Raw genomic sequence first — 26,512 nt, 5'->3', positions numbered from 1 at the left:
TTTGTAAAATATGCAAGATATTTAATTATATTAGTAAAACTAAAATTGATACTCTTATTAGATATTTATAAATTTTTACTTTTAAGTTGATTACTAAGATAAATGAAACAGATAAGAAATACTAAAGCAAAAGTAGAAATATTAACATTGTTACAAACTTCGTTAAAAGCATTGTCTGGAACGGAAATACAGAATTTTTTAGGTGATACTTGTGATCGTGCAACAGTATATAGAGTCCTGGATCGATTAATTAACGAAGGGTTAGTGCATAAAGTAATTGACATTGATAGAGTAATTAAATATGCAAAATGTAAAAACTGTAAAAAGGCTCATCAACATAACCATTTGCATTTTAGTTGTGAAAAATGTCATACGTTAACATGTTTGGAAGGTGTTCAGGCCTCTTTTGAATTACCAAATGGTTATCAGATTTCAGATATAAATTTTACAGTTATAGGTATATGTCCGGCCTGTAATTCTGAATAACATATATTATAAAAAAAAGAGCGAGATATATCGCTCTTTTCTATTAAAATTTGTAATGCAAATCTTCTAGTCTAGTTTCCGATTATTAAAAAAGTAAAAGGTCTGTTCGCTAAAGTACCTGCATCATCACCAGTTTTTAATCTGAAAAGATTATTTGATAGATATGCTACCTGGCAATTATCATTAGTTTTTAGTTTTATTCCCGGAGTATTAGGATCAGGAGATTGACCTGGATTCACACTACCGCTTGTTGGGCCATATGCATCAACAATATTAAGTGAAATACCGTATATTTCAGTCATGGGTGTATCTAATTTAATATCGAACACACCGTTAGATGGGTTAGATATAGTGAATCCATTACCAATTAATGAATTTATACCACCTTTGGATGATAGTTGGGTAGAGCCTCCCACCGTATAGCTGGTACCTGATGCTCCACCTATAACTTTAGTGCTAGTTAGTGTTCCTCCGGAAATAGAATTAAATTTAACATAAACAGTTCCACCTAAAAAACGAGTAGCATCAGAATCTGTTGTTTGAGGGTTTAACAATTCCCAAGTTGAGCCGTTAAAGAAATAATATCCAGCTGTAGTAATATTAGTTGTTTTATCGGTTGGATCTGCTGCGGAAATTCCTGAAGTAGCATATATAATAGCACCTGTTTGATTTATCCCATATTTAGGGTTAGCTGCTTTAATTTGATCTCCGGTCAGCCTAGGGGCTATTATACCTTCAGCTGTGCTACCATCTGATTTTATGGCGCTAATATCAAGTGTAGCATTAGGGCTTTGATTGTTTATGCCAATTTGACTAAAAGATAAGCTTGTAAACAAGAGAGCTGAGAGTACAAAAATTTTTTGTTTCATTATAAAATTATTAAAAGTTAAAATATATATTTTTTATTTCTCTATTTAAAATTCAATTGATATATATCTTATTAATAAATGATAATGTTACTGTATTTATTAATTATATATTTTTTTTGTAAGTATAATTGAGTAAGCTTTAAAATTTATGCAAGAATAGTGAAATTATTTCTTTCTTAAAATTAATGAATATTTATGCTTTTATAAAGCAAAAATAGTTAAATATTTGAATATTAAAAATAAATTTTGCATATTGTATATTTTATATTTAATTAAAAATTTAATGTTTAGACCTTTTTTTTATATTTAATCGATTTATTTGTATTTAAAAATGTATACATTGAATAATTAATTGATTAAATACTAATTAATTTAAATATCCATTAAATATTAATCTGAGAACAATAATTATAAAATTTATTTGGTAATAAGGTTAAGATTACTAATTATAAGAAATATATGAACGTATATTTGCAGATTAAGTTTTAATATTCACACGTTGACATTATCATTTTATGAGCCATTCTAAAAATCAAAACGCAGCATTAGGTTTTATTTTTATTACAGTATTAGTGGATGTAATGGGATTCGGAATTATTTTGCCAATTCTCCCTCAACTTATTTCAAATATGGTAGGAGGGGATATTACGGTTGCTGCAGAATATGGAGGAGCATTAATATTTGTCTTTGCACTAATGCAGTTCCTGTCTGCACCATTTTGGGGTAATTTAAGTGACAGATATGGGAGAAGGCCTATATTATTAATTTCGCTTTTCACATTAGGTATCAACAGTATTTTTATGGCGTACGCACCTACTATGTTTTGGTTGTTTATAGGTCGCATTATAGGAGGTTTTACAGGAGGAGGATATGGAGTAGCCTCAGCATACGTTGCAGATATAACACCGTCAGAAAAGCGTTCAAGAAATTTTGGTTTGCTTAATGCCGCTTTTGGTTTAGGGTTTATTATTGGACCTGTTTTAGGGGGGGTGTTGGTGAAATACGGAATTCATATACCTTTCTTAGTAGCTGCGGCCCTGTCTTTTATAAATCTTTTATATGGATACTTTGTATTGCCAGAGTCTTTAAGTAAAGACAAACGACGTGCTTTTGACTGGAATAGAGCTAATCCTATTGGAACATTTATACAACTTAAAAAATTTCCAGTTATTTCAGGTCTTTTGCTGGCATATACTTTTATTTATACAGCTGGTCATTCTATGGAAAGTGTATGGATGTATTACACTATTGAAAAATTTGGTTGGAGCGAAGAGCAAATTGGATATTCTATAGGTTTTATGGGGTTGATGTTAGCTCTCGTTCAGGGAGTTTTAGTGAAGTTTATTCAGCCTAGATTAGGGGATCGGCGTTCCGTATATGTCGGATTAATAATCGAATGTATCGTATTGGTTTTATTTTCAATGGCAACTCAAGGATGGATGCTTTATTTTTTCAGTGTATTTTATGCTTTAGGAGGAATTTCTTCGCCTGCTTTACAAGGAATTGTAACCAATCAGGTACCAGAAGATTCACAAGGTGAGTTACAAGGGGGTATGAGTTCTTTAATAAGTATTACAGCAGTCATTAGCCCGCCGATAATGACTATGTTATTTGCTTGGTTTTCAGATAGGTCTGGAGGGTTATATTTTCCTGGGATGCCTTTTGCCTTTGCTGCATTTTTAGTTTTAATAGGATTGATTTTGGCAATACGTACTTTAAAGAAGGGGTAAATAGACTATTACTGGATGGCTGTGCTTATCATCCTATAGTGGTTTTATCTTATAAAAAATTATTTGTTAAAATATACAGAGTTGACTTACTTCTATCTCCATTTCCATTTATCATTCACGATATAATCAATATTAATATAAGAAGCAAGTTCCTGCAAGTGTGATTTTAAGAGTTTAATATCAGGTATTTGATTTTTAGGAATTATAAGAGATTGGCCATTACTTAATTTAATTAAAATTAAAGAAGGAATTTCTGTGATTTCTTTCAGTTCGGAAGTCATTATTTTATTTTCATATCCTTTTTCCTTAGAAAAGAGAAAATCATTAGTAAGCTCTAATGTTATAGTTTTACCAAATATGTTGCTGAAGTTTTCTTGTATATATATCTGAAAGTATTTTTTATAATAATTTTTTTCCCATTTAGGGAATAAAAGAAGCCAGAAAAGTCCGAAAATAGAGCAAAAAATTAAGTAATACCAAATTTGGGTTAAGAAATAAAATAGAACTCCTATTATAATTAAAAATATAGGAAGTCTAAACTTAGACATTTTTCTTGTTTTGGTAATTTTTGGAGATTTTGAGGCAGTGAAGAGTTGGTAAATTAAAAAGTCGTTTTCATCAATAGTATAATCTATTTTCATAATGGTATTGTTTATTGGACATGCAAAGGTAATGGGAATTTCTGTTTAAGCTCTATCTTTAGTGGTTCTAAAATATTATATACCTACAAAGTTAAAAGATTCGATATAAAATTTGTAGTTTAAATTGAATCTTAAGCTTTTTATTGAGTTGTTTTTTTATGTCCTGATGATGCTCAAGTCTTGCTAATTTCATCTCCTCTATAATGTCGAAACGAGTTTCGTTTTTCATAAATAATTTAAAATATTAAAGCAGGTAAATATCTCAATAAAAACTGTTTCGCATAAATTATAAAAAAAATTATGCGAAACAGTTTTCTTATTCTTCATTAGTTTGAGGACTAAAAATCTTCTTGTTTTCAAATTCAGCATCTCGTGTATTTTTTTGAACACAGATAGCGCCAAATAAAGCAAGAATAAATCCAAATGCATAAAATCCTTTTTCGCTTGGAAGCAAATCGGCATTAATAAGTCCGATTGTGAGTAAAGCAACGGATGCAAGTAGCGAAGCCCAGCTTAATCCATAATAGAGATCAGTTACTGGAATGCCTTCTAATCTGTCCCTCACTGATTTTTGAATTGATACACCAGAAAATAATCCATAAAGTAAAATTAAGAGATAATATCCTTTTTCATTTAACTCCATTTCTGCTCTCCAAAGCCCTATTAAATAACCTCCGACACCTACGATTAAAATAACCCAAGAAGCTCCGGCAAAAGCTATTGATGTTTGTTTTTTTTCCATATGTTAAAAATTGATAATTTAATAAAAATTAAAGATCCCTTGTTGGAAAGGAGTCCATAGACAAGCTTTCATTCCGGCATATTTAAGTCCGGAATTAGCCCAGGTATTACAGGTAAATAAAAAATTGTAGGAGCCTTTAGCTTGATAAAAAGAATCCGTTGCGCCATAGGTTTTATCGGTCTTAATATGTATTATATCTCCATTAGAATCTCGCTTAAAATCCTTCTGGATATACTCAACTAGTTTTTTATACTGCGTTTTTGAAATCATAATTTTTTTACATTGATTATCTTCTGTAACTTTTTTTAAATAAGTCGTATGAATTGCAGTAGTACTCAATCCGAAAGCAGCTTTAAATGCAATTGAAAATTTAACATGATCCCAATCCGGAACATCCAAAAAGAACCCCTTATCACCCCATCCGATGGCAATGTATTTTTGAAGACTGTCTTTACTTTTGATGTCAGCAAATTTTATTTCATTGCTCCAGTCAATTTCTTCAGTTTTTATTGGAAATACAAAGTCTGTATGCATACCATTAGTAGAAATATATATAGGTATTTCTGTAAGGTTGTTTTTATCTCCTTGAACAGGAATTCTGGATAAGATAATAGCAGATAAAAAATATAAAACAATGGCTCCTATTGCAATACTTAGTGTATATACGATGATTTTAAAAATTTTTTTCAATATTATTTAAATAGTAGTTAGTGTCTAAACGGAAAAAAACATATAAATTATATCTATATGATTTCATAAGTTAACAAACCTGTAAAATTTTATGCAACAATGACTAATTCACATGTCTTTCTGCATGATAGGATGATCTTACCAAAGGACTACTCTCTATATGACGGAAATTACCTAAATTTTTAGCAAAATCTTCATAATCTTTAAATTGTTCTAATGATATGTATTCTTTGACAGGCAGATGCTTTTTACTTGGTTGTAAATATTGACCGATGGTTATCACATCAACATTGGCGTCATGAATTTCTTTAATTGATTCATAAACTTCAGAGGGTTTTTCTCCTAAACCTAGCATAATGCCTGTTTTAGTACGTCTTTGTCCCTTTTCCTTCATGTATCTCAAAACTTCAAGGCTTCTGTCATATTTTGCCTGAATACGAACTTCTCGTGTTAAACGTCTGACCGTTTCCATATTGTGGGAAATTACTTCAGGAGCTGCATCTATTAATCGATCTATATGTTTTTCAATGCCTTGAAAATCAGGGATTAGGGTTTCCATTGTAGTGCCAGGGCTTATTCTTCTAACCGCTTTTATAGTTTCTGCCCAAATTATAGAACCCATGTCTTTTATATCATCTCTATCTACAGAAGTAAGTACGGCGTGCTTGATTTTCATCAATTTAATGGAGCGAGCCACTTTTTCAGGCTCCTCCCAATCTATCTCTGCAGGTCTTCCGGTTTTAACACCACAAAATCCACAGCTCCTGGTGCAAACATTACCAAGAATCATAAAAGTAGCAGTACCCTCTCCCCAGCATTCTCCCATATTAGGGCAACTACCGCTTTGGCAGATTGTATTTAATTTGTATTTATCTACTAGCCCCCTAAGCTCTTTATAATTTTTTCCTGTAGGAAGTTTAACCCGAATCCATTTTGGTTTTGAACCAGCTGTAGTCTCCATAAATATTGATACTAATCTTACAAAACTACTAACTTTTATTGGTATACCAGTCATATGGATTATAAAAATAGTTGATTAGTTAATTTAATCAATTTAGTATGGGAGACAAAGACTGCACAATTTTTGGTATAAATTTTAACTAATTATTAATACATCATTTCATCCAAAATATAGAAATTTGTTTTAAGTTAATAGTAAAATTAGGAATGGATTATACATCAGCATCAGAAGATATTAAAGTTTTAATTGAAAAAGTTCAGGAAAAAAGTCAGGACTTTACACTGTTGGTTAAAGAAATTAATCAGGTCATTGTTGGTCAGCATTATATGATTAACAGATTGCTTATAGGTTTATTAAGTAATGGGCACGTTCTTTTAGAAGGAGTGCCTGGTTTGGCTAAAACTCTGGCAATAAAAACTTTAGCGGAAGCTTTGGATGGAGACTTTTCCCGGATACAGTTTACTCCCGATTTACTTCCTGCAGACGTTGTGGGAACGCTTATATATAATATAAAAGATAATGATTTTTCAGTAAAAAAAGGTCCTATTTTTGCTAACTTCATTCTGGCAGATGAAATCAATCGTTCTCCGGCAAAAGTACAATCGGCATTATTGGAAGCAATGCAGGAAAAGCAGGTTACCATAGGAGATGAAACCTTTAAACTTAAAGAGCCGTTTTTGGTGCTGGCAACTCAAAATCCGATAGATCAGGAGGGGACTTATCCACTTCCAGAAGCTCAGATAGACCGTTTTATGCTTAAATGTGTGGTTACTTATCCAGAGTTTGAACAGGAAAGAACCATACTAAGACAAAACATGTCACAACAAAAACACCAGGTTAAAGAAATATTGAGTCTGGATAAAATATTTGAAGCACGTAAACTGGTAAAAGAAATATATATGGATGAGAAAATAGAAAACTATATTCTCGATATTGTTTTTGCAACCCGATTTCCGGAAAAATATAATTTGTCACAGTTAAAACCTTATATGTTATTCGGATCATCCCCAAGAGGAAGTATTAGCATGGCTTTGGCAGCAAAGGCGCACGCTTTTTTGAATCAAAGAGGATTTGTTATCCCGGAAGATGTAAAATCAGTTGCTAAAGATGTTCTTCGCCATCGTATTGGTGTAACTTATGAAGCAGAAGCTGAAAATATAACATCAGAAGATATAGTAGATCAGATTCTTAAGTCGATTGTTGCGCCTTAAAAAAGATAGATAAAAAGATAGTTAATTTGACAACAGAAGAATTATTAAAGAAGATAAAGAGGATCGAGCTGAAATCTAAGAGAAAAGTAAATTCTCTGTTTTTAGGTGAGTATCATAGTTCCTTTAAAGGAATTGGAATGACTTTTTCAGAAGTCAGACAATACCAGTTTGGAGATGATGTAAGGAAAATTGATTGGAATAAAACAGCCAGATTTAATGAACCTTATATAAAGATATTTGAAGAAGAAAGGGAAATGATATCTATGATTCTTATAGATATAAGTGCTTCAATGAACTTTGGAACTCATAAACAATTTAAAAATGAAACCGTTGCAGAAATTAGTGCAACTCTTGCTTTTTCAGCAATAAAAAATAACGATAAAGTAGGAGTAGTTTTATTTTCAGATAAAATTGACGTTTTTATACCTCCAGCTAAAGGTAATTCGCATGTAGTTAGGATTATAAAAACTATCCTAGAAACACAACCACGAGAAGTTCCGGCAAATTTAAATGTTGGTATAGATTTTTTATTAAAAACAATAAAGAGAAAATCTGCAGTTTTCCTGATATCAGATTTTGATGTTCCAAATTTTGAAAGAAACTTAAATGTTGTTTCCAAAAAACATGATGTAACAGGAATCAGAGTTTATGATGAACTTGAAAAAATTTTTCCGGATATAGGTCTGGCTCTTCTTAAAGATTTGGAATCAGGAAAAACACGCTGGATAGATACATCCTCATCATCAATAAGAGAGCGTTATTCAAAATACTATCAGCAATTGGCTTCACTTACAGAAAATGGGTTTATGAAAAATGGTTCTGGATTCTTAAACATACCTGTAGACTCAGACTATAGTAAAGTTTTATTTAATTATTTTAAAGGACATCATAAAATATGAAATTAAAAATTTCCATAGTCTTATCAATATTAGTAAACTTCTATATTTATTCTCAGAATATAAATACTCATATTTCAACTAATAAAATTAAATATGGAGAACCTATAATATTGAAAATCGAAGTTAAAGCTTCTGGTAGGGATAAGGTTATTTTTCCCTTTATTAAAGGTACCCTGACTTACCATTTAGAATTAATTGAAGATAAAAAAGATACATTAATTAATGATGCTAATCATTACATATATACTGACAGCATTACGTTTTCAGCGTATGAAATAGGAACCTTTACAGTACCATCTTTGCCAGTGCTGGTTAACTCAAGAGAATACAGTACACCTGAATATAATATTACCGTTGATTCAATGGAGATTGATACTATAAAGCAACCTCTTTACGATATATATCCTATAATTTCAGAACCAAAGACATTTAAAGACTATTTCGAACAATACTGGGTATATATGGTCATGGGAGTGACTATACTTTTAGTTGCTGTAATTTTAGCTGTTTTATACTATTTGGAAAGGAAAAAGAAAAAATCCGGAAACTTCAAAGACGCCAATCCGGATAAAATAGCCATAAAGAAACTATTAAAATTAGAAAAGTCAGGATATCTAATCAAGGGATTAAGTAAGAAATATTATTCTGAAATGATTTTGATACTAAAAGAATATATGGAAGCCAGATGGAAGTTTCCCGCTACAAAATTATTGTCAGACGACTTATTAGTTTATTTAAAAGAAAATAAATACGTTGATGAAGAAGAAGCTAGAGATTTATCGACAATATTTCAATCTGCAGATTTAGCTAAATTTGCAAAGTCACGACCTACTATAGCAGAAACTAAAGTTCACACAGAAATGGCGAAAAAATTTGTCAACGAAACTAAAACAGAATTTTTAAATTACAGACAACCTGATGAATACTAATCTGGAATTTGCTAATCCGTGGTTTTTAGTTCTGCTCATACTAATACCTATATTACTGTTTTTAAAATATAAAAAGAAAGTAAAGCCCAAATCTATTGCTATACCTAATCTTTCAGCATTAAGCACTCATAGCAGTTGGTTGGGAACTATCAGGCCTGTAGTTTATTGGTTAAGAATAGTAGTCTTGATATTATTAATTTTAGCTATATCCAGGCCCAGGGTAGTTGATGTAGCTCAAACTTTAGAAAATGAAAAAGGAATAGATATAATGCTTACTGTAGATGTTTCCTTAAGTATGCTGGCCAAAGATCTGGATCCGGATCGGCTAACAGCACTAAAAGGAGTGGCAGTAAAGTTTGTCATGGAAAGACCTATTGATCGTATTGGACTCATTGCATACTCAGGAGAAGCATTAACGTTAGTACCTTTAACTATTGATAGAAATATACTTAAACAACAGTTAGAAGATCTCAAAACCCAGACACTCGACGGGGGAACAGCAATAGGAGTTGGGTTGGCGACTGCTGTGAATCATTTAAAAGATAGTAAGGCCAAGTCTAAAGTAGTTATTTTAATGACTGATGGAGTTAATAATGATGGTTTTGTTGAGCCTGCTACAGCAGCGGATATTGCCGCAAAAAATGGTATTAAGGTTTATACAATAGGTATCGGAACGAATGGCTGGGCTTTATTTCCTACATCCATTGATGCATTTACAGGGAAAATATATTTTGAAAAGCAGAGAGTTGAAATAGACGAAGAATTATTGAAAGAAATTGCTAAAAAAACAGGAGGAGAATATTTCAGAGCTACCAATACTCAAAGTTTACAAGATATTTACGACAATATTAACCAATTGGAAAAATCGGACATTAATAATCTAAAGTATTATAATTATACGGAAAAGTACAGAATGTTTCTTCTTCCAGCTCTTATCCTTTTATTGCTGGAACTTATGTTAAGAGGTTTTGTTATCAGAAGTATTAATTAGTTGAAATTATGAACTGGGAACTAGAAAAAACATCCTATTTATACCTGCTTTTATTGCTACCCTTTCTTATATGGAGAGTTTTATACCTATACAAGTGGAAAAAATCAGCTGTAAATAAATTTGCTGATTCGGAAATGCAAAAACGTATTTTTGGAAACATTAATTTTTCTGCTTTTATACGAGATAATATATTGGTAATTATTTCCTTTTTTATGATAGTACTTGGTCTGGTTAACTGGCTGGGAGGAATGGAAAAAAAACAGGTAAAAAGAGAAGGTATAGATATGGTATTTGTCATAGATGTTTCTAATTCTATGAATGCGGAAGATGTAATTCCTTCAAGAATGGAAAAAGCAAAAAAAATTGTCAGCGATTTAATAACCAAATTGGGAGGAGACAGGGTCGGAATCGTAATTTTTGCAGGTCAGGCATATTCTGTAATGCCATTATCTAACGATTACGGTGCAGCGGAATTATATTTGAGTGGAGTTGATACTAATTTAATTTCGGCTCAGGGAACCAATATAGCAGATGCGGTACTGGAAGCTTCAAATATGCTTTCCAATATAGCCAATACATCAAAAGCAATAATCTTGGTTTCAGATGGTGAAACTCATAAAGGAGAAGTAAATAAAGCAGTAAATACAGCGAATAAAAATGATATAACTATTTTTTCTGTTGGAATCGGGACACCACAGGGAGCTCCTATTCCAGTACAGGATGGTGGTGGGTATACCAGTTATAAAAAAGATGAAGAAGGAAATGTTGTATTAACCCGATTAGTAGATACGTCATTAAAAAATTTAGCTTTTGAGACAAAAGGCGCTTACTTTTACGGAGGAGGACCATCAGAACAAATTACGAAAGAAATATTTGATGAAATGTCAAAACTGGGTAAAAAAGAGCAGTCTCTTAGCTATACATATGATTCAAAGCAATACTTTCAGTTTTTTATAGGAATAGCATTACTACTGTTAATTATTATTTCTTTAACAAACTATAAGCGAGATTTTAACGTATAAACTTTGTAAATTTGTTAAAATGTATCTGAGAATAAATATAGCAGGTTTTATCTTTTTATTGTTTCCTTACATCTTGTTTTCTCAGGGTAAGGCAAGGAAATATTTAATTGAAGGGAATAAAAATTATGTTGTGCAGTCATATGATGAAGCTGCTGCAAACTACCTTAGAGCCATTCAGGAAGGAGGCGATTCCTACAAATCTAATTTTAATTTAGGAAATGCCATGTATCGGCAGAAAAAATACTCTGATGCTATATCTCAATTTGAAAAATCAATTAAATTTGCATCCGGAAAATTGGAAAAGTCTCAGGCTTATTTCAATGCAGGAAATGGATATTTTAAAAAGAAGGATTATAAAAAAGCAGCAGAATCATTCAAAAAAGCATTGAAACTTAACCCCAGGGACGATAAAGCAAGATATAATTATGCTGTGACAAAAGAGAAATTAAAAGAACAGGAAAAACAGCAACAAAAAAATAATAATTCTGATTCTAATAATCAGAATGAAAATAAAGATGGGGAAAAGGATCAAAATCCTGATAATTCTGAAGATAAAAAATCACAATCCCCACAAGAAAATAAAGAAGGTCAACAAGGTCAGTCAGGAGGGCAGGGAGATAATCAGTCGGGTCAGGGAGTAGGAAACCAGGAAGGGCGCGAAGGAATTAAAAATTCTAACTCCAGAGAACAAGAGAATGTTTCAGGTTCAATGCAAGAGCAGTATTACGAAGGTATTTTGGGAGCAATGAAAGAACAAGAAAGAAGGGCTCAGCAAAAAATAATTAATAAAAGAATTCCTCCGTCAGGGGATTCTAGAGGAAAAGATTGGTAATGAAGGGATTTTTATTATTTTGTAATATTTTTTTTGGAATATACTGGCTGGGAGCTCAGGTAACGTTTCAAGCTGTTCCTCAAAAAAAAGAGGTAATACTTAACGAACCTATTCACGTTCAGTTTATATTAAGTATTAAAAGTAAATCGTCTGCTAACTCTGTCTCTACTATTAAGCTGCCTAATTTTTCCAATTCCCAGGTTGTAGCCAGAAATGTGATTCAAAAACAAGGGTACGAAAATGATGAAATGATACTTCTTTATGGTGAAGAAATCACTTTAAGAGCAATTAAACCGGGAAGTATAAAAATCGGAGCAGCATCTGTAACAGTTAATGGAAAGACTTATACATCAAAACCGTTAAGTATTTCGGTACAAGAAGAGCGAACAGATATTCAGGAAGATCGAATTAATATGTTGGGCATGGGAGATGCTTTTCTCGCCTTTAAAGTTTCAGATCGAAATCCTTTCCAGAATGAAGGTATTACAGGTAAGCTGAAATTTTATACAAAAAAAGTCGATTTGATTAACAGTTTGAGTAATTTATCACCTCCTAATTTTCAGGGATTATTTGTACAGCCTATCAAAGAAAGAAATAACACTTATGAACAGGAAATTATTAATGGTGAGGCTTATCTGTCAAGAGTTATAGGTTCCTATGTGATTTTTCCATCAAAACCGGGAACATTAACCATATATCCATTTACTTTGACTTTAACTGTTGCAGAAGGTTTTTTCGATGAACAGGAAATTTATATAAAATCAGCTCCGGTGACACTTCAGGTTAAGAAAATACCGGACAATGCTCCGGAGGGATTTTACGGAGTTGTAGGAAATTATAAAATAAAGGCACATTCTAATAAAGAAAGTTTAAACTTATCTGAAGCAGCCACCGTTACGGTTGAAATTACCGGTAAAGGAAATATAGGATTATTGAAATCTCCAGAATTGATAATTCCTAAAAATATAGAGCAGTATAGTCCAAAGAATAAAATGGAAACTTTACCAGGAACCGATGGTGTTGTAGGGAAAATAGTCATGTCGACAGTTCTTGTACCTCAAAAGAGCGGGAGTTTCTCAATTAAAGTAAAACCATTCACTTTTTTTGATCCGAAGGATGAGCAATTTAAAACTATTTCAGCAGAACCAGTAGTTTTTAAAGTCAGAGAAGATACTCTTAAAAATGTGAAATCTGATAGTATTGAAACAAATATTAAATCCAGAGACTCTGACAAATTAAAATCGTATATTCCTGATTTACATGTTAAAGAAACTATTTCTGAAGTTTTGGAAGGGAAACCGGTAAAAACCGAAAAAAGTGCTGTTCTATTGATTGTTGCAGGAGTAGTATTCTTAAGTGGATTTTTGTTTTTTATTTTATATAAAAAGAAAAAAAGGATTAAAAAAAATGTGAATACTGTAAATGAAATAGATAAAACTTCAGTTCATAAAATTAACAAATTATCACCACCTCCTTCAGATAAGAAAAATTTTGAAGCCGAGTTATTTCAGTTAAAAAAAATAGCAGAGAAAGGCGATGATAAAAAAGCATTTTATTCTTTAGCAGAATCAATAATACAGGCTGCAATTTACCAGAATTTAGGTATTGAACAACAACAATTTATTACTTCTGTAGATATTGAAGAAAAGTTAATCAATAAATTTGGAGATGAGTTTGCAGAAGAATGTAAAAATTTATTATTGAAATCCCAGATTGAACAATACTCAAATTTAACAGATCAGGATTCGTTACTTTCCGTTTATCTGAAAATTGAAGACTTAATAAAAAAATTAAATTAGATTTGTTTTTGTGAGTTAATAAAAGTGGTTAATTCGTATTTTTATTATTTTTTCAAATTTAATTAACTTTGTTGAATAAATATTAAAAAATGCTATCAAACATTTCTATTAAAGAAATTGTAAGTTGCTTTATGGTGTTATTTGCTATTATAGATATAATAGGAAGCATACCTATAATCGTGACAATTAAAGGGAAGATAGGATACCTGCAAGCCAGAAAAACGTCTTTGGTAGCCTGTGGTATTCTTATAGGATTCTTATTTATTGGCGAAAAATTACTCAAAATAATCGGAATAGATGTTTATTCCTTTGCAGTAGCTGGAGCTTTCGTTCTTTTTGTAATCGCATTGGAAATGATACTTGGAATTGAGATTAATAAAATGGATGAGCCACAATCTGCATCTATTGTCCCTCTTGCATTTCCTTTAATTGCCGGAGCAGGTTCCCTTACAGCTGTACTAGCTTTAAAGGCAGAATATCACACAGAAAATATAATTCTTGCGATTATCTTAAATATGTTAGTCGTTTATTTAGTTTTGAAATATAGCGGAAAATTGGAACAAATACTTGGGCCCGGAATTATTTCTGTAATGAAAAAAATATTTGGTGTTATATTATTAGCGATATCGATAAAGCTTTTTACAGCAAACATTGCTTCATTAATTGGAACGATTAATTAAAATTATGGATTATAAAACTTTCTTATATTTGTAAAAATGAGTAAAATGAAAAATTTTCTAAATATAGCCCTTATAGTTTTTTTAGCCGTTGTGGTTTTTAATGCAAGTCTTATTAACTATAAGTTAAATTTGACCCATGAGCCAAATGATAAATTTTTATATTCCGGATTAGTAGCTGTTTTAGGAATTCTAGTAGTATTTATTATTAAACAATTGAGGGTATTATCTAAAAAATAAAATAGATTCATTAGTTTTTATTAAGAGAGCTGATTTTTTCTAAGAGTTTAATGTAATTTTTTTCTAATTCTTTAAACGTAGGTTTATCCTTTCCCGTATATATGATCATTAACAAATGAGCCTGAGGGAAAAGAGTATATATTTTATTTTTATTTAACCTGTAACACTCCCTTAAAAGTCTTTTAATATAGTTTCGATCAACGGAATGTTTGAAATTTCTTTTTGAAACGGAAACACCGGCTTTATGAAGGTTATCTGGTTGCAATTGTGGTGTGTAAATTATTTTAAGTGGAAATTTGCTTGCCCATAAACCTTTTTCAAATAAATATTTTATTTGTTTTTCACCTTTTAAATGTTCGTTTTTCGTATATTTCTGATTCATAAAAACTAATAATACTATAACGAATATTGATTAAAAAAATAATTATCAGTATTATTTTTGAGCTTAAGTAAAGCATTATAGTTTGTCAAAGATATAGAGTATTTGTATGAATGACAAACAATAATTATTTTTGTATAAATATATAAAACAATAGGAGATTATGTACCCAGAAGAAATGGTATTGCCGATGAAGGCACAATTAACAAATAAAGGATTTGAAGACTTAAATACAGCAGAAAAAGTTTCAAACGCATTAAAACAATCAGGAACCACTTTGCTAATCATTAATTCTGTTTGTGGATGCGCCGCTGGTGCTGCACGTCCAGGTGTAGTATTATCTGTAGAAGGCTCTGGAAAAAAACCGGATCATCTAGTTACTACTTTTGCAGGGTTTGATGTAGATGCTGTTAAAACAGCTAGAGAGCATTTAGTTCCGTTTCCTCCTTCTTCCCCATCTATAGCACTGTTTAAAGATGGTGAACTTGTTCATTTTTTAGAAAGACACCATATTGAAGGACATTCTGCTGAAATGATAGCTGAGAATTTACAACACGCTTTTGAAGAATATTGTTAATTAATACATTATGTCTCTAACAGAAGAACAAATACAGGCATTAGCAGAAAAAATAGTTGAAAAGTTAAAAACTGTTTACGACCCGGAAATTCCTGTTGATATTTATGAGTTAGGCTTAATTTATGATGTACAAATAAGTACGGAGGGTAAAGCTGAGATTTTAATGACTTTAACAACTCCCAATTGTCCGGTTGCAGAAACTTTGCCATTAGAGGTTGAAGAAAAAATTGAATCAATTGATGAAATTACTAAAGCAGAGGTTAAAATAACCTTTGAACCTACATGGGATAAAGACATGATGAGTGAAGAAGCTAAATTTGAGTTAGGGTTGCTATAAACAATTACTAATTTAAAAGTTTTAATATAGGGCAAGTAAATTTAACTTGCCTTTTTTTATTATATTAAATTTAAAAGTAAATTTTTTAAGATGCATTATTCGCTACAGAATAGCTTCAGAATTGAATATTAATTTTGTCATTATAATAAGAAAAATTTAAAATCGTAGAGTTATGAAAAAAATAGTATTTAGCTTATTAAGCTTTTTGATGTTTTCTTTAGTTTTGTTAGCTAAAGACATCGATGAAAGTCAGGTTCCAAAAGCAGTAAAGGATTACGTAACTAAAAATTATCCTAACGCTGTAGATAAAGAATGGAAATATAAAGATAAAGACAATACTTTTTATTATTACAAAGTAGAATTTGAAGTAGAGGGTAGAGAAGTTGAATTAGAATTAGAGTCTAATGGCAAGCTTATCTCTTCTAAAGAAGAATTACATATAAAAGATACTCCTTCATTTGCAAAGGATTATATTAAAACTAACTATCCTAATGCAACCATTCTTGGAACTAAAAAGAAAGTGGAGCGTGGAGTTACTACCTATGACGTAGGTATTGTATTTAATAATCATTATGGGAACATACGGCACAGAAATATATACTTTGATACAAAAGGTAATGTTATGAAGCAGTAGGTTAAGCGTTCATGATAATAATTAAGTATACTGGTAAAATAGCTCTTAAAATTTAAGAGCTATTTTTATTTTTGACACATAAAAAAATTTCATATTTCTATTTATCTTTGTTAACCAATAGTAAATTATAGTTTTAATGAAGTTGTTTATAGGTAGTATTTTTAAAGATAATGTTGAGATTAGAGAAGATGAAGCTCATCATATAGTTAAAGTCCTTCGAATGAGTAGTGGAGAGGAAATTTATGTTACAGATGGAGCAGGTAAATTAGCGAAAGGAACTTTGATAATTTCAGGAAAAAAAGCTGAAGTTGAAATTATTGAAATTTATCCGGATACAGAAAAGTCTAAAACTAATTTACACATAGCTATAGCTCCCACTAAAAATATTGATCGGTTTGAATTTTTTTTAGAAAAAGCAGTTGAGTTGGGAGTTTCAGAAATTACGCCGTTACTATGTGCTAATTCGGAAAGAAAAACACTTAAACTAGAGAGATTAGAGAAACAATTAGAAAGTGCTTGTAAACAATCTTTGCAGCGTTTTTTTCCAATATTGAATCCGTTGACAGCGTTTAAAGATTTCGTTCATACAGAATCTAACGGTAAAATATGGGTAGCCCATTGTTATAAAGAATATGAAAAAAGCCCAATACATGAAGCTCTAGGTATATCTGATGCAATTACTTTTATGATAGGTCCAGAAGGAGACTTTTCAAAAAAAGAGATATCTGATTTATACGAATCTGGCGTAGGAGGAGTAAGCTTAGGAGAAAATAGGCTCAGGACGGAAACAGCCGGTATATTTATTGCTGGCGCCCATTATTATTCTCAAATTTCAAAAACTCAAACTTAATTAGGATTCAGTTTTCTTCTTTTTATATATAGGAACTGTACTACAGGCCTCGCCAAACATAAGAGAAGAAACTACAGGCTTTAGTTTTTGAATGATTTGTAAATATGCATTTTGAGGGACAGGCTTATTTGAACAACCTTTTACAATTACTTTCTTATCTATATAATCATTTGCATTTATACTTTGAATAATTTCGGTATATATATCCCTTTCCAGATCTTGTAAGGTACCAAAAGAAATCATTTTAGCATATCCGGTTAAATAACTGGCCACAAGTAAATATGCCCATGAGGGAACAATAGCATCTGAAGAGCAATGTACAGCTACATAGGAATTCTGATATTGGGTCCAATCAAGTTCATTTAAAGATTTTCGAAAATCTTTTTCTCTTAAAATTAATTCTTCATATAAATAGATTTTTAAATCAAATACATGCCGGGATTCTTTAGGATAATAATCTTCTAAATCAAAAGTAATTAAACCGCTTTTTTCTACTTTATTTATAATTTCATCCATTCGTCACTTTTTTAGAGTTATTCATTAAATAAATCAGGTCTTTTTTCCTGTGTATGTTTTATGGACATTTCATGTCTCCATTCCTCAATTTTAGGAAAATTACCACTTAATAAAATCTCAGGAACTTTTATTCCTTTATATTCTTCTGGTTTGGTATATACAGGGGGTGCTAATAAATTATCCTGAAAAGAATCATAAAGGGCAGAGGTTTCATCATTAAGAACACCAGGTAACAGGCGAACAATAGCATCAACTAAGACACAGGCTCCCAATTCTCCACCACTTAGGACATAATCACCTATAGATATTTCACGGGTAACAAATAAATCTCTTACCCTTTGATCTACCCCTTTATAATGTCCACATAAAATAATGATATTTTCTTTTAAGGATAAATGATTACAGGTTTTTTGATTTAAGGTATCTCCATCAGGAGTCATATAAATAACTTCATCGTAAACTCTCTCTGATTGTAATTGCGAAATACATTTATCTATAGGTTCCACCATCATCACCATGCCTGCACCACCTCCATATTGAGTATCGTCAATTTGTCTATAATTGCCTTTACCATAATCCCTTAGATTATGAAAGTGAATTTCAACTACTTTCTTATCCTGAGCCCTCTTCATAATCGATTCCTGCAAGGGGCTTTTCAGTATGTCAGGAACAGCACTGATGATATCTATTCTCATGAATTTCTTAATTTATTTATAATAGCAGGTGAATTAATTCCAGTTTTTAAAATTTTTCAATGTCGTTATATGGGCAAGATGATGTTCTCCATGCCAGGAATACATCTCTATAGCATCTTCGATCTTAACAGGCTCGTCAAAGTCAGGATGTTTGAAAAACTTTTTCATTTCGGCCGGAGACAATTTTTTGAGTAGTATTACCCATCTTTGATGTACACCTTCAATTATTTGTAAAGATGGTCGAATAGGAGCATTTAATGAGTCGTCCAGTACAGCCCATAGTTCCTCTTTATAAGGCTTGATTGCAGGTAATTCTTCTGTTAAAGCCAGCTTAATACGAATAAAAGAATTCACATGACTGTCTGCCAGATGATGAATTACTTGCCGTATACTCCATCCGTCCTCTCTATAAGGAGTATCTAACTGTTTTTCTGACAAGTCAGATACTTCTATTAACAATCTTTTGGGTAAAGATTCCATTTTTTGAATCAATATTGATAGATCTTTAGCTGTTAAATTTTGGGATTTTTTAAACTTTCCAATCGGATACTTCAATTTTTCAATGTTCATAAATTAAAATTATTTAAAAAATTTCCATCGGGGAATAATTGGTACTAAAGCAAATCCGATAAAGAAATATAACCCGTGTATGGCATCCAGTTCTTCCAAACCTAATGAAAGATGAAAAAGAATATCAATAATTAAAGAAACGGTAAATAAATAGATTCCGTTTTTTTTAAAATTGTAGGTTCCGTAGGAGCCAATGATCATTAAAATACCAAAAATAATATTTGAAACAAAAAACCATTGAGGAGCTCCGGGGAAATATATTTTCATAAATCCTAATATACCCAGAAGAATGGGTATGCTTCCCATAAAGCCCATGTAAAGGGAAGATAATAAAAATCCAACAGATTTTTTATTTTTTACTTCAAAATATTCTTTTGGACGTTTACCAAAAATTTCTTCATCACTGCTCATAACTATTCTTTATTTTACTACCCTTAGGCAAAGTAAAGGTAAAAAAAATATTTAATCGAAACAGGAACATTAAATTTTAAAATAAATTGTCAATAAAAGTTAAAAACAGGAGGTCTAAGTGTTTTAAAATAAAAAATCATAACCTTTGAGGCTCAGTTTTTCATATTTTTCTTCATCAAACTTAAACAATTTGGCAGATTTTCTTGAACCTGAATTGTCAGTTAGATCCGTTTCTATAATTAATTGAGAGTTGAATATTTTTTTTCTAAAGTTTCGTTTATCCATTTCCCGGTTGAGTGCAGTTTCATATAATTTCTGAAGTTGAGAAATGGTAAAGTGTTCAGGTAATAAATAGAAGCCTATAGGTCTTCTTTTAACCCTTCGTTTTAAGCGTTCTTTAGCATATTCAATAATTTCGTTGTGATCGAAAGCCAGATCGGGAATTTTAGAGTATTCAATCCATTCTTCTTTCCTGCTTTTGGAATACTCTAATAGCTTTTCATCCAGTTTGACAGTGCCGTAATAGGCAACATTGATGACTCTTCCTAAAGGATTTCTAAAAACTTTAGCAAAAGCCTTTAGCTGTTCAATGTATATTTTTTCTTCGTTTGTGTGGGAATATAACAACTCCTTAACCTTGGAATCAATGCTTTCATCTGCTTTTACATATATGGCAGGAAGAAGCATTGCTCCAAGAAAAGGGTCGTTTTTTTTCTTTCTGAGTAAAACACGTAGTTTTTCCCCGTCAAACCCGAATAAAACCAAAGAGGTTGAAATAGCTACATTAAAATAGATTTCTTTTTCTTCGGGTGACATAATTTTATTTGAATAGAGCGTCCATTAATCTGTTCTGATCGTTGATGTTCTCTTCAAGAGAAATCATACTTTCAGTTCTTAAAACGTCATCTATATCATCTATTTTGTAAATAACATTTTTAGCATCTTCAGCATCTTTAGCGTTTATTTTACAATAAATGTTATACTTTCCTGAAATTACATTAGCAGTTGTTACATTTGGAATTAATGCAAGTTTTTCAAGAACACTTTGAGTTTTGCTTGATTTGGTTAATAATATACCAACATAGGCAATAAAACCATATCCTAAAATGGAATAATCAATGTTTAAGGAAGTTCCTTTAATAACTCCTGCATCTTCCATTTTTTTAACTCTTACGTGAATTGTACCTGCAGAAACATCCATTTTTTTTGCGATTTCTGTAAATGGCATTCTTGTGTTAATAGACAAGTACTGTAAAATGCGTTTGTCTGTGTCGTCTATATAAAATTTTTCTTTCATGATGAAGTAAATTTATTGTTTGTTAAATTAATTTGTTCTTATTTTGCAAATATATGAAATTTATTTAGACAGTATTTAAGTTTTTATCTAAATAATGTAAATTATGAGCAAAATCACCATCAATCAGACAAAAATAAGGAATATTTCCAAGTATACATTATTTTATTTTTATATTTGTTATTATTTAATATGAAAAATAATAAATTTATTCAGAACTGATTATAATAATTCCGATTTGTGATGAAATTTTTTAAAAGAATAAAATTTTTTTTCGAAGGATCTAATTCAAAACAAAGAATGGGAAGTGCCAAATGGAAATTTGAACTTCATGAAATTATTTTTGAATCAGACACATACAAAGGAAAAATATTTGATGTACTTCTTTTGTTTTTTATCACATTAAGTACACTGATTATCATGTTAGAAAGTGTAAGAGGGATAAATAACAAAATTGGTTTCTGGCTTTATATTCTGGACTGGTGGGTGACAATATCCTTTACTATTGAATATGCCTTAAGGCTTATTAGTGTTAAAAATCCTAAAAAATATGTGGTTAGCTTTTATGGAATTATAGATTTATTATCCATTGTGCCTACATACCTTAGCATTATTTTTATACAATCTCACTATCTAGCAATTATACGTATTTTAAGATTGTTAAGAATTTTCAGAGTTTTAAAATTAGGAAATTATGTAGACGAAAGTAACATGATTCTTATTTCTTTGCGTAACAGTAAAAGGAAAATTTTTGTGTTTCTGTATTTTATATTAATTACCACCCTGATATTAGGCGCATTAATGTATGTGATCGAAGGAGGACACAATCGGGAAAGCTTTTCAAGCATTCCGCAATCTATGTATTGGGCAATAGTTACTTTAACTACAGTTGGGTACGGAGATGTTGCGCCTGTTACAATATTAGGGAAAATTATTGCCTCAGGGATAATGATTTTAGGTTATTCTATTATTTCCGTACCGGCGGGTTTAATTTCCGTAGAATACAGACGGAATAAAAACTCTCTCATGAATACGCAGATATGTCGCTACTGTATGGCTGAAAATCATGAAATTGATGCCATTTATTGTAAACGTTGCGGACACTTACTAAATGAACCGGCAGAGGATGAAGTTAATAAAAAGCAAGAGAAAAAATCATAAAGATGTTTACGGATGAGAATTATATGAAAATTGCTTTACAGCAAGCAAAAGAAGCTTATGAAAAAGATGAAGTTCCTGTAGGAGCGGTTATTGTAGCAAATAATAAAATACTGGCTAAAACACATAATTTAAGTGAAATTCTTACAGATGTAACTGCACACGCAGAAATGCAGGCGATAACTTCGGCAAGTAATTATTTGGGAGCAAAATATTTGCACGGCTGTACTTTATACGTAACTCTGGAACCTTGTGTCATGTGTGCCGGTGCATTATACTGGTCCCAAATCAGCCGGGTAGTTACTGGAGCTTCAGATAAAAAAAGAGGATTTATTTCTCAGGGAATACAACTACATCCTAAGACAGAATATGTTTTCGGTATACTTGAAGATGAATGTTCACAATTACTACAGGATTTTTTCAGATCTAAGAGAATGTAATTACATAAAAAGACTTACAAACCAATATACTATCATAGCTAATACAGCACTTACTGGAATGGTTAAGACCCAAGCCCACAATAACTTTATAGTAATTCCCCAGCGAACTGCTGAAACTCTTTTTACCAATCCCACTCCAATAATAGAGCCGGTTATAGTGTGAGTAGTACTTACCGGGATGCCTAAGTGTTCACTTAAAAATAAAGTTATAGCTCCGGAAGTTTCCGCTGCAACACCCTCCAAAGGAGTAACTTTAGTAATACGAGTTCCCATAGTTTTAACAATTTTCCAGCCACCGGACATAGTTCCTAAAGCGATAGCTATAAAACTGCTGATGGGTACCCACCAATAATCTGCAGTAAAATGCTGAAAGCGTTCTGTCGCAGACAGATTAACATATTCAGCGGCATGGACCACGTTTACTTCATAAAAAATAAATGCGGCACCAATGATACCCATTACTTTTTGAGCATCGTTCCCTCCGTGTCCTATGCTAAATGCGGCTGAAGAAACCAGCTGAAGCCTTTTAAACCATTGATCTGCTTTAAAAGGATTTGCCTTTCGGCAAATGTTTATAATTATTAAAGTAATTATGGAAGACATAACCATACCTACAAAAGGGGCTATGAAAATAAACAGGATAATAGGAATAACTACCGGATAATTGATAACGGCCTGACCCGCTTCGCTGAAACCTCCAATATGCGCAATAGCTGCTCCTATAAAGCCACCAATAAGCGTATGAGATGAAGAAGATGGAATCCCTGCCCACCAGGTAAATAAATTCCAGATGATTGCGGCTACAAGTCCAGAAAAAATTACTTCAAGTGTAATAAAGTTTTCGTGCACAGATTTAGCTATAGTATTTCCTATTTTGAATTCTCCAATAATATGCAGGGAAACAAAATAGGCAACAAAGTTAAAAAATGCTGCCCAAAGAACTGCCTGAAAGGGAGTTAAAACTTTTGTTGAAACAATAGTTGCAATCGAATTTGCCGCATCGTGAAATCCGTTAATATAATCGAATATTAAGGCTAATACTACGATAGTAATAAGTAAAGTCATGGGAGTTACTTAAGAATATTTAACTAAAATAGATTCGATAATGTTAGCTGATTCTTCACATTTGTCGGTAACATCTTCTAAATATTCCAAAACATTTTTTATCTTGATAATATCCAATACATCTTTTTTACTTTCAAATAAAGCACTGAGTTCCTTACTGAAAACATCATCTGCTACATTTTCAATACGATTGATTTCTACACAAGAGACAAGAACCTCTTTAGGTTTTTTAAAATCACGCATATTGTAAATTGCTTTCTTAAGCTCCAAGGTACTGTCATTTATAAGATTCGCAAACGTAGAGTAAGCTGAGATGTAAGGAGACTTATAAAGTAGTGTGTACTTGGAAGAAGCATATATGAAATCGGCAATATCATCCAAAGAAGAGGCTAGCTGATGTATATCTTCTCTATCAAAAGGAGTAATAAAGTTTTTTCCTAACTCAATAAAAATGTTATGTGTTAATTTATCATTTTCATGTTCATAGTGTTCCATTTTATTGTAGAACGCTTCCGTGATTGTGTCTGGTGATTTCATTCCTTCCACCATGTCTTTCGACATAGCGGTTAAATTATCTGCAACCTGTTCAAACAAACTATAAAATACTTTATCTTTCGGTTGAAATAATCTAAAAAATGCACTAATACCCATAGTTTTATTTTTAGTTTACTTTCTTTTCTGTGGCAAATATATTGATTTTTATATTAACAGAATTGTAACTCAAGAATTAATTTTATTTAAGCTTTATATGAACTTTGTCAGATGATTCGGTTTTCCAATCCATGAATTTGTTTCAGCAACTTATCAAGATTCATAATCTGCTTAAATATATCAACCCTTCTGTCTTCTGTGAGTTCACTTTCAGAAAGCTCTCCTGCCAATTTTTTTTTCATTTCGAGAATTTTCAGAGCTTTGTATTTTAAAACGACATCTCTGGTGTTTTTGGAAAGATTTTGCTCCAGTGTAGGAACAAAAATTTCCTTTACCTGCCAGTTTTCACTAATGAAATGTTTTTTTAACATTTTTTCTGCTGCGAATCTTGTAAATTCTTCGTCTTCCGATTTAACAAAAAAATCGCCTGTTCGTAATTCATTATTTTCTATTCCTTCAACAATATCTGCAAACACTTTATTATAAAAATCTATGGAAAACTGAATGTCATCTTCACGAAAACGCTGAACTATTTCCTCTATAATGGTTGTTTTATAAGGTTCTTCATCTTCCATGTAATTGATCAGTATTTCATAATTCCCAAAAGAAAGCATTAAATCAAGAATGTCTTCTTCGATTTTATAAGTAAAATCAACCTCTTCCTTTTTTGCAGATTCTACAGGCTGAAGTTTTAGCTCTTTTCGAAACTCATTTGTATGAGATTGAGTGTTTTGTTGCGTAATCTGGGCAAGTTCACTAAACAGAACCTGTTCTGAAATATCTAATAACCTTGAACATTCTTTAACGTAAATTTCTCTTTGGATAAGGTTTTTAATCAAAGCTATACTACCAACAATATCTCTGATAAGGCCTGCCTTTTTAATGGGATCTCCCTTAGTTTCTTTTAATAATACATCCGTCTTAAACTGTATAAAATCTTTAACATTTTCTTTAAAAAATTCAGAAAGTTCTTCAGATGTGTGAGAACGTGAGAAACTATCGGGATCTTCTCCGTCCGGAAAGAGAAGAACTCGAACATTCATATCCTGTTCCAGAATCATATCAATTCCTCGAAACGAAGCTTTAATTCCGGCAGGATCTCCATCATATAAAATGGTTATATTATCCGTAAGTCGTTTAATTAATCGGATCTGATCTACGGTTAAAGAAGTTCCTGAAGATGCTACTACATTTTTTATCCCGTTTTGATGAAGAGAGATTACGTCCATATATCCCTCTACCAAAAAGCAATTGTCTTCTTTAGTTATATGCGATTTTGCCTGAAATAAACCATATAATATTTTACTTTTATGGTAAATTTCACTTTCCGGGGAATTAAGATATTTAGCAGTTTTTGCATTATTTTGTAAAATACGTCCACCAAAACCTAAAACTCTTCCGGAAAAACTGTGAATAGGGAAGATAACCCTCTCTCGAAATCGATCTATGCCCAGAATGTAATCCTCTCTGAATATACTAAGACCTGATTGTTCCAGAATTTCTTTTTTATATCCCTTATCTGAGGCAAATTGTGAAAAAGAATTTTTATTTTTGGGAGAGTATCCCAATTGAAATAATTTAATAATTTCTCCTCTTAACTCCCTTTCATTAAAATAAGATAATGCAATGTTTTGACCTTCTTCCGAATTCCAAAGTTGATCCTGAAAATATTCATTTGCTACTTCGGATAACTGGTATAAACTTTCTTTATTGAGCCGAAGTTCCTTTTGATCTTCGGAAAGCTCTGCCAAATCATCTTCAATCTCAATGTTATATTTTTTGGCTAAATATTTTAATGCTTCAGGATAGGTATAATGCTCCTGCTCCATAATAAAGGTTACCACATTTCCGCCTTTTCCTGAAGAAAAATCTTTCCATATTTGCTTAGCAGGCGAAACCATAAAAGAAGGTGATTTTTCATCAACAAAAGGACTTAAACCTTTATAATTACTTCCAGATTTTTTTAGATTTACAAAATCGGAAATAACTTCTTCAACCCGGGCTGTTGAGAAAATTTTATCTATAGTTTCTTTAGAAATCATAAATACAAAAATACATTATTTATAATTAGATTCTAAATTTGATAAGTAAACTCAATATAATACAAGAATAGTTAAATTATAGTGGACAAATTAGCCAGATGGCTAAGTGTAATTTTTGACAACTATGGCCTGAAAATTTATCGCAACAAAGATTATTGTCTGATTATCAATAGA

Annotated in this window: 32 protein-coding genes; 17 read left to right on the top strand and 15 right to left on the bottom strand. The window is 31.4% G+C overall.

Annotation, left to right across the window (positions count from 1 at the left end; genetic code table 11):
* The first annotated feature begins 102 nt into the window (after positions 1 to 102).
* Positions 103 to 486 carry a Fur family transcriptional regulator gene (locus EOV51_RS03160; protein ID WP_128149779.1) on the top strand — a complete coding sequence of 128 codons (384 nt, stop codon included), beginning with the start codon at positions 103 to 105 and terminating at the stop codon, positions 484 to 486.
* 71 nt (positions 487 to 557) lie between these two features.
* On the opposite strand, the gene EOV51_RS03155 is transcribed toward EOV51_RS03160, so the two are convergent.
* Positions 558 to 1,355: a hypothetical protein gene (locus EOV51_RS03155; RefSeq protein ID WP_128149777.1), complete on the bottom strand. Its 798-nt coding sequence runs from the start codon at positions 1,353 to 1,355 to the stop codon at positions 558 to 560.
* A gap of 515 nt (positions 1,356 to 1,870) precedes the next feature.
* Between EOV51_RS03155 and EOV51_RS03150 the strand changes: the two genes are divergently transcribed.
* Complete coding sequence (locus tag EOV51_RS03150; RefSeq protein WP_128149775.1) at positions 1,871 to 3,085, top strand: TCR/Tet family MFS transporter; 1,215 nt, start codon at positions 1,871 to 1,873, stop codon at positions 3,083 to 3,085.
* A 92-nt stretch (positions 3,086 to 3,177) separates the two neighbouring features.
* On the opposite strand, the gene EOV51_RS03145 is transcribed toward EOV51_RS03150, so the two are convergent.
* The 4 genes from EOV51_RS03145 to lipA form a co-directional block, all read right to left on the bottom strand.
* Positions 3,178 to 3,726 (bottom strand): YcxB family protein, encoded by a 549-nt coding sequence (locus EOV51_RS03145; protein ID WP_128149773.1) that lies wholly within the window; start codon positions 3,724 to 3,726, stop codon positions 3,178 to 3,180.
* Between the two features lie 316 nt (positions 3,727 to 4,042).
* Positions 4,043 to 4,468 carry an inner membrane protein YiaA gene (yiaA, locus tag EOV51_RS03140; RefSeq protein WP_128149771.1) on the bottom strand — a complete coding sequence of 142 codons (426 nt, stop codon included), beginning with the start codon at positions 4,466 to 4,468 and terminating at the stop codon, positions 4,043 to 4,045.
* An 18-nt stretch (positions 4,469 to 4,486) separates the two neighbouring features.
* Positions 4,487 to 5,158 (bottom strand): TIGR02117 family protein, encoded by a 672-nt coding sequence (locus EOV51_RS03135; RefSeq protein WP_128149769.1) that lies wholly within the window; start codon positions 5,156 to 5,158, stop codon positions 4,487 to 4,489.
* Positions 5,159 to 5,261: 103 nt separating this feature from the next.
* A complete protein-coding gene (gene lipA, locus EOV51_RS03130; protein WP_181951006.1) occupies positions 5,262 to 6,119 on the bottom strand; it encodes a lipoyl synthase in 858 nt (285 codons plus the stop codon).
* 206 nt (positions 6,120 to 6,325) lie between these two features.
* Between lipA and EOV51_RS03125 the strand changes: the two genes are divergently transcribed.
* The 9 genes from EOV51_RS03125 (at position 6,326) to EOV51_RS03085 (ending at position 14,719) form a co-directional block, all read left to right on the top strand.
* Positions 6,326 to 7,330, top strand: coding sequence for an AAA family ATPase (locus EOV51_RS03125; protein WP_128149765.1), 1,005 nt, complete (start codon positions 6,326 to 6,328; stop codon positions 7,328 to 7,330).
* 26 nt (positions 7,331 to 7,356) lie between these two features.
* Positions 7,357 to 8,229 (top strand): DUF58 domain-containing protein, encoded by an 873-nt coding sequence (locus EOV51_RS03120; RefSeq protein ID WP_128149763.1) that lies wholly within the window; start codon positions 7,357 to 7,359, stop codon positions 8,227 to 8,229.
* Positions 8,226 to 9,158, top strand: coding sequence for a BatD family protein (locus EOV51_RS03115; RefSeq protein WP_128149761.1), 933 nt, complete (start codon positions 8,226 to 8,228; stop codon positions 9,156 to 9,158). Before EOV51_RS03120 ends, EOV51_RS03115 begins: the two co-directional genes overlap by 4 nt.
* Positions 9,148 to 10,149 (top strand): VWA domain-containing protein, encoded by a 1,002-nt coding sequence (locus tag EOV51_RS03110; protein ID WP_128149759.1) that lies wholly within the window; start codon positions 9,148 to 9,150, stop codon positions 10,147 to 10,149. Before EOV51_RS03115 ends, EOV51_RS03110 begins: the two co-directional genes overlap by 11 nt.
* 8 nt (positions 10,150 to 10,157) lie before the next feature.
* Positions 10,158 to 11,171 carry a VWA domain-containing protein gene (locus EOV51_RS03105; protein WP_128149757.1) on the top strand — a complete coding sequence of 338 codons (1,014 nt, stop codon included), beginning with the start codon at positions 10,158 to 10,160 and terminating at the stop codon, positions 11,169 to 11,171.
* Between the two features lie 19 nt (positions 11,172 to 11,190).
* Positions 11,191 to 12,003, top strand: coding sequence for a tetratricopeptide repeat protein (locus EOV51_RS03100; protein ID WP_128149755.1), 813 nt, complete (start codon positions 11,191 to 11,193; stop codon positions 12,001 to 12,003).
* Complete coding sequence (locus EOV51_RS03095) at positions 12,003 to 13,802, top strand: BatD family protein (protein ID WP_128149753.1); 1,800 nt, start codon at positions 12,003 to 12,005, stop codon at positions 13,800 to 13,802. Before EOV51_RS03100 ends, EOV51_RS03095 begins: the two co-directional genes overlap by 1 nt.
* 89 nt (positions 13,803 to 13,891) lie before the next feature.
* On the top strand, positions 13,892 to 14,482 hold the full coding sequence (locus EOV51_RS03090; protein WP_128149751.1) for a MarC family protein: 591 nt from the start codon (positions 13,892 to 13,894) through the stop codon (positions 14,480 to 14,482).
* Between the two features lie 45 nt (positions 14,483 to 14,527).
* Positions 14,528 to 14,719: a hypothetical protein gene (locus EOV51_RS03085; RefSeq protein WP_128149749.1), complete on the top strand. Its 192-nt coding sequence runs from the start codon at positions 14,528 to 14,530 to the stop codon at positions 14,717 to 14,719.
* A 10-nt stretch (positions 14,720 to 14,729) separates the two neighbouring features.
* Here the strand turns inward: EOV51_RS03085 and rnpA are convergent, their stop codons facing one another.
* Entirely contained in the window at positions 14,730 to 15,101 is a 372-nt protein-coding gene (gene rnpA / locus EOV51_RS03080; RefSeq protein WP_128149747.1) for a ribonuclease P protein component, read from the bottom strand.
* A gap of 160 nt (positions 15,102 to 15,261) precedes the next feature.
* Here rnpA and EOV51_RS03075 point away from each other — a divergent pair, with 160 nt between their 5' ends.
* The 4 genes from EOV51_RS03075 to EOV51_RS03060 all read left to right on the top strand — a co-directional run bounded on the left by EOV51_RS03075 (position 15,262) and on the right by EOV51_RS03060 (position 17,496).
* Positions 15,262 to 15,675: a BrxA/BrxB family bacilliredoxin gene (locus EOV51_RS03075; protein ID WP_128149745.1), complete on the top strand. Its 414-nt coding sequence runs from the start codon at positions 15,262 to 15,264 to the stop codon at positions 15,673 to 15,675.
* 10 nt (positions 15,676 to 15,685) lie between these two features.
* Entirely contained in the window at positions 15,686 to 16,012 is a 327-nt protein-coding gene (locus tag EOV51_RS03070; RefSeq protein ID WP_128149743.1) for an iron-sulfur cluster assembly protein, read from the top strand.
* A gap of 172 nt (positions 16,013 to 16,184) precedes the next feature.
* On the top strand, positions 16,185 to 16,646 hold the full coding sequence (locus EOV51_RS03065; protein ID WP_128149741.1) for a PepSY-like domain-containing protein: 462 nt from the start codon (positions 16,185 to 16,187) through the stop codon (positions 16,644 to 16,646).
* Positions 16,647 to 16,782: 136 nt separating this feature from the next.
* Positions 16,783 to 17,496 (top strand): RsmE family RNA methyltransferase, encoded by a 714-nt coding sequence (locus EOV51_RS03060; RefSeq protein ID WP_128149739.1) that lies wholly within the window; start codon positions 16,783 to 16,785, stop codon positions 17,494 to 17,496.
* Here the strand turns inward: EOV51_RS03060 and EOV51_RS03055 are convergent, their stop codons facing one another.
* From EOV51_RS03055 to EOV51_RS03030, 6 genes are all read right to left on the bottom strand, one after another.
* Positions 17,497 to 18,012 carry a DUF2480 family protein gene (locus EOV51_RS03055; protein ID WP_128149737.1) on the bottom strand — a complete coding sequence of 172 codons (516 nt, stop codon included), beginning with the start codon at positions 18,010 to 18,012 and terminating at the stop codon, positions 17,497 to 17,499.
* A gap of 17 nt (positions 18,013 to 18,029) precedes the next feature.
* On the bottom strand, positions 18,030 to 18,707 hold the full coding sequence (gene trmD / locus EOV51_RS03050) for a tRNA (guanosine(37)-N1)-methyltransferase TrmD (RefSeq protein ID WP_128149735.1): 678 nt from the start codon (positions 18,705 to 18,707) through the stop codon (positions 18,030 to 18,032).
* A 33-nt stretch (positions 18,708 to 18,740) separates the two neighbouring features.
* Positions 18,741 to 19,277 (bottom strand): YfiT family bacillithiol transferase, encoded by a 537-nt coding sequence (locus EOV51_RS03045; RefSeq protein ID WP_128149733.1) that lies wholly within the window; start codon positions 19,275 to 19,277, stop codon positions 18,741 to 18,743.
* A 9-nt stretch (positions 19,278 to 19,286) separates the two neighbouring features.
* Positions 19,287 to 19,688 (bottom strand): hypothetical protein, encoded by a 402-nt coding sequence (locus EOV51_RS03040; RefSeq protein WP_128149731.1) that lies wholly within the window; start codon positions 19,686 to 19,688, stop codon positions 19,287 to 19,289.
* A gap of 123 nt (positions 19,689 to 19,811) precedes the next feature.
* Positions 19,812 to 20,504, bottom strand: coding sequence for an NUDIX hydrolase (locus tag EOV51_RS03035; RefSeq protein ID WP_128149729.1), 693 nt, complete (start codon positions 20,502 to 20,504; stop codon positions 19,812 to 19,814).
* 4 nt (positions 20,505 to 20,508) lie between these two features.
* Complete coding sequence (locus EOV51_RS03030; RefSeq protein WP_128149727.1) at positions 20,509 to 20,985, bottom strand: Lrp/AsnC family transcriptional regulator; 477 nt, start codon at positions 20,983 to 20,985, stop codon at positions 20,509 to 20,511.
* Between the two features lie 240 nt (positions 20,986 to 21,225).
* Here EOV51_RS03030 and EOV51_RS03025 point away from each other — a divergent pair, with 240 nt between their 5' ends.
* Both EOV51_RS03025 and EOV51_RS03020 read left to right on the top strand, forming a co-directional pair.
* Entirely contained in the window at positions 21,226 to 22,143 is a 918-nt protein-coding gene (locus EOV51_RS03025; protein WP_228427700.1) for an ion transporter, read from the top strand.
* Positions 22,144 to 22,145: 2 nt separating this feature from the next.
* Positions 22,146 to 22,580 carry a nucleoside deaminase gene (locus EOV51_RS03020; RefSeq protein ID WP_128149725.1) on the top strand — a complete coding sequence of 145 codons (435 nt, stop codon included), beginning with the start codon at positions 22,146 to 22,148 and terminating at the stop codon, positions 22,578 to 22,580.
* On the opposite strand, the gene EOV51_RS03015 is transcribed toward EOV51_RS03020, so the two are convergent.
* From EOV51_RS03015 to dnaG, 3 genes are all read right to left on the bottom strand, one after another.
* A complete protein-coding gene (locus EOV51_RS03015) occupies positions 22,581 to 23,645 on the bottom strand; it encodes an inorganic phosphate transporter (RefSeq protein ID WP_128149723.1) in 1,065 nt (354 codons plus the stop codon).
* Positions 23,646 to 23,654: 9 nt separating this feature from the next.
* Positions 23,655 to 24,296 (bottom strand): DUF47 domain-containing protein, encoded by a 642-nt coding sequence (locus EOV51_RS03010; protein WP_128149721.1) that lies wholly within the window; start codon positions 24,294 to 24,296, stop codon positions 23,655 to 23,657.
* 107 nt (positions 24,297 to 24,403) lie between these two features.
* A complete protein-coding gene (gene dnaG, locus EOV51_RS03005) occupies positions 24,404 to 26,338 on the bottom strand; it encodes a DNA primase (protein WP_128149719.1) in 1,935 nt (644 codons plus the stop codon).
* Positions 26,339 to 26,512 lie beyond the last annotated feature (174 nt).

The sequence above is a fragment of the Apibacter raozihei genome (assembly GCF_004014855.1).
Lineage (GTDB): Bacteria > Bacteroidota > Bacteroidia > Flavobacteriales > Weeksellaceae > Apibacter > Apibacter raozihei.
Note: the sequence above shows the minus strand (reverse complement) of the source record. Positions and strands in the feature narration are given on the sequence as shown.

Bases quoted from the DNA above. Each gene is read 5' to 3' on its own strand.
- EOV51_RS03160 (WP_128149779.1), top strand. From the start codon at position 103: ATGAAACAGATAAGAAATACTAAAGCAAAAGTAGAAATATTAACATTG.
- EOV51_RS03155 (WP_128149777.1), bottom strand. From the start codon at position 1,355: ATGAAACAAAAAATTTTTGTACTCTCAGCTCTCTTGTTTACAAGCTTA.
- EOV51_RS03150 (WP_128149775.1), top strand. From the start codon at position 1,871: ATGAGCCATTCTAAAAATCAAAACGCAGCATTAGGTTTTATTTTTATT.
- EOV51_RS03145 (WP_128149773.1), bottom strand. From the start codon at position 3,726: ATGAAAATAGATTATACTATTGATGAAAACGACTTTTTAATTTACCAA.
- yiaA (WP_128149771.1), bottom strand. From the start codon at position 4,468: ATGGAAAAAAAACAAACATCAATAGCTTTTGCCGGAGCTTCTTGGGTT.
- lipA (WP_181951006.1), bottom strand. From the start codon at position 6,119: ATGGAGACTACAGCTGGTTCAAAACCAAAATGGATTCGGGTTAAACTT.
- EOV51_RS03125 (WP_128149765.1), top strand. From the start codon at position 6,326: ATGGATTATACATCAGCATCAGAAGATATTAAAGTTTTAATTGAAAAA.
- EOV51_RS03115 (WP_128149761.1), top strand. From the start codon at position 8,226: ATGAAATTAAAAATTTCCATAGTCTTATCAATATTAGTAAACTTCTAT.
- EOV51_RS03110 (WP_128149759.1), top strand. From the start codon at position 9,148: ATGAATACTAATCTGGAATTTGCTAATCCGTGGTTTTTAGTTCTGCTC.
- EOV51_RS03105 (WP_128149757.1), top strand. From the start codon at position 10,158: ATGAACTGGGAACTAGAAAAAACATCCTATTTATACCTGCTTTTATTG.
- EOV51_RS03100 (WP_128149755.1), top strand. From the start codon at position 11,191: ATGTATCTGAGAATAAATATAGCAGGTTTTATCTTTTTATTGTTTCCT.
- EOV51_RS03095 (WP_128149753.1), top strand. From the start codon at position 12,003: ATGAAGGGATTTTTATTATTTTGTAATATTTTTTTTGGAATATACTGG.
- EOV51_RS03090 (WP_128149751.1), top strand. From the start codon at position 13,892: ATGCTATCAAACATTTCTATTAAAGAAATTGTAAGTTGCTTTATGGTG.
- EOV51_RS03085 (WP_128149749.1), top strand. From the start codon at position 14,528: ATGAAAAATTTTCTAAATATAGCCCTTATAGTTTTTTTAGCCGTTGTG.
- rnpA (WP_128149747.1), bottom strand. From the start codon at position 15,101: ATGAATCAGAAATATACGAAAAACGAACATTTAAAAGGTGAAAAACAA.
- EOV51_RS03075 (WP_128149745.1), top strand. From the start codon at position 15,262: ATGTACCCAGAAGAAATGGTATTGCCGATGAAGGCACAATTAACAAAT.
- EOV51_RS03070 (WP_128149743.1), top strand. From the start codon at position 15,686: ATGTCTCTAACAGAAGAACAAATACAGGCATTAGCAGAAAAAATAGTT.
- EOV51_RS03065 (WP_128149741.1), top strand. From the start codon at position 16,185: ATGAAAAAAATAGTATTTAGCTTATTAAGCTTTTTGATGTTTTCTTTA.
- EOV51_RS03060 (WP_128149739.1), top strand. From the start codon at position 16,783: ATGAAGTTGTTTATAGGTAGTATTTTTAAAGATAATGTTGAGATTAGA.
- EOV51_RS03055 (WP_128149737.1), bottom strand. From the start codon at position 18,012: ATGGATGAAATTATAAATAAAGTAGAAAAAAGCGGTTTAATTACTTTT.
- trmD (WP_128149735.1), bottom strand. From the start codon at position 18,707: ATGAGAATAGATATCATCAGTGCTGTTCCTGACATACTGAAAAGCCCC.
- EOV51_RS03045 (WP_128149733.1), bottom strand. From the start codon at position 19,277: ATGAACATTGAAAAATTGAAGTATCCGATTGGAAAGTTTAAAAAATCC.
- EOV51_RS03040 (WP_128149731.1), bottom strand. From the start codon at position 19,688: ATGAGCAGTGATGAAGAAATTTTTGGTAAACGTCCAAAAGAATATTTT.
- EOV51_RS03035 (WP_128149729.1), bottom strand. From the start codon at position 20,504: ATGTCACCCGAAGAAAAAGAAATCTATTTTAATGTAGCTATTTCAACC.
- EOV51_RS03030 (WP_128149727.1), bottom strand. From the start codon at position 20,985: ATGAAAGAAAAATTTTATATAGACGACACAGACAAACGCATTTTACAG.
- EOV51_RS03025 (WP_228427700.1), top strand. From the start codon at position 21,226: ATGAAATTTTTTAAAAGAATAAAATTTTTTTTCGAAGGATCTAATTCA.
- EOV51_RS03020 (WP_128149725.1), top strand. From the start codon at position 22,146: ATGTTTACGGATGAGAATTATATGAAAATTGCTTTACAGCAAGCAAAA.
- EOV51_RS03015 (WP_128149723.1), bottom strand. From the start codon at position 23,645: ATGACTTTACTTATTACTATCGTAGTATTAGCCTTAATATTCGATTAT.
- EOV51_RS03010 (WP_128149721.1), bottom strand. From the start codon at position 24,296: ATGGGTATTAGTGCATTTTTTAGATTATTTCAACCGAAAGATAAAGTA.
- dnaG (WP_128149719.1), bottom strand. From the start codon at position 26,338: ATGATTTCTAAAGAAACTATAGATAAAATTTTCTCAACAGCCCGGGTT.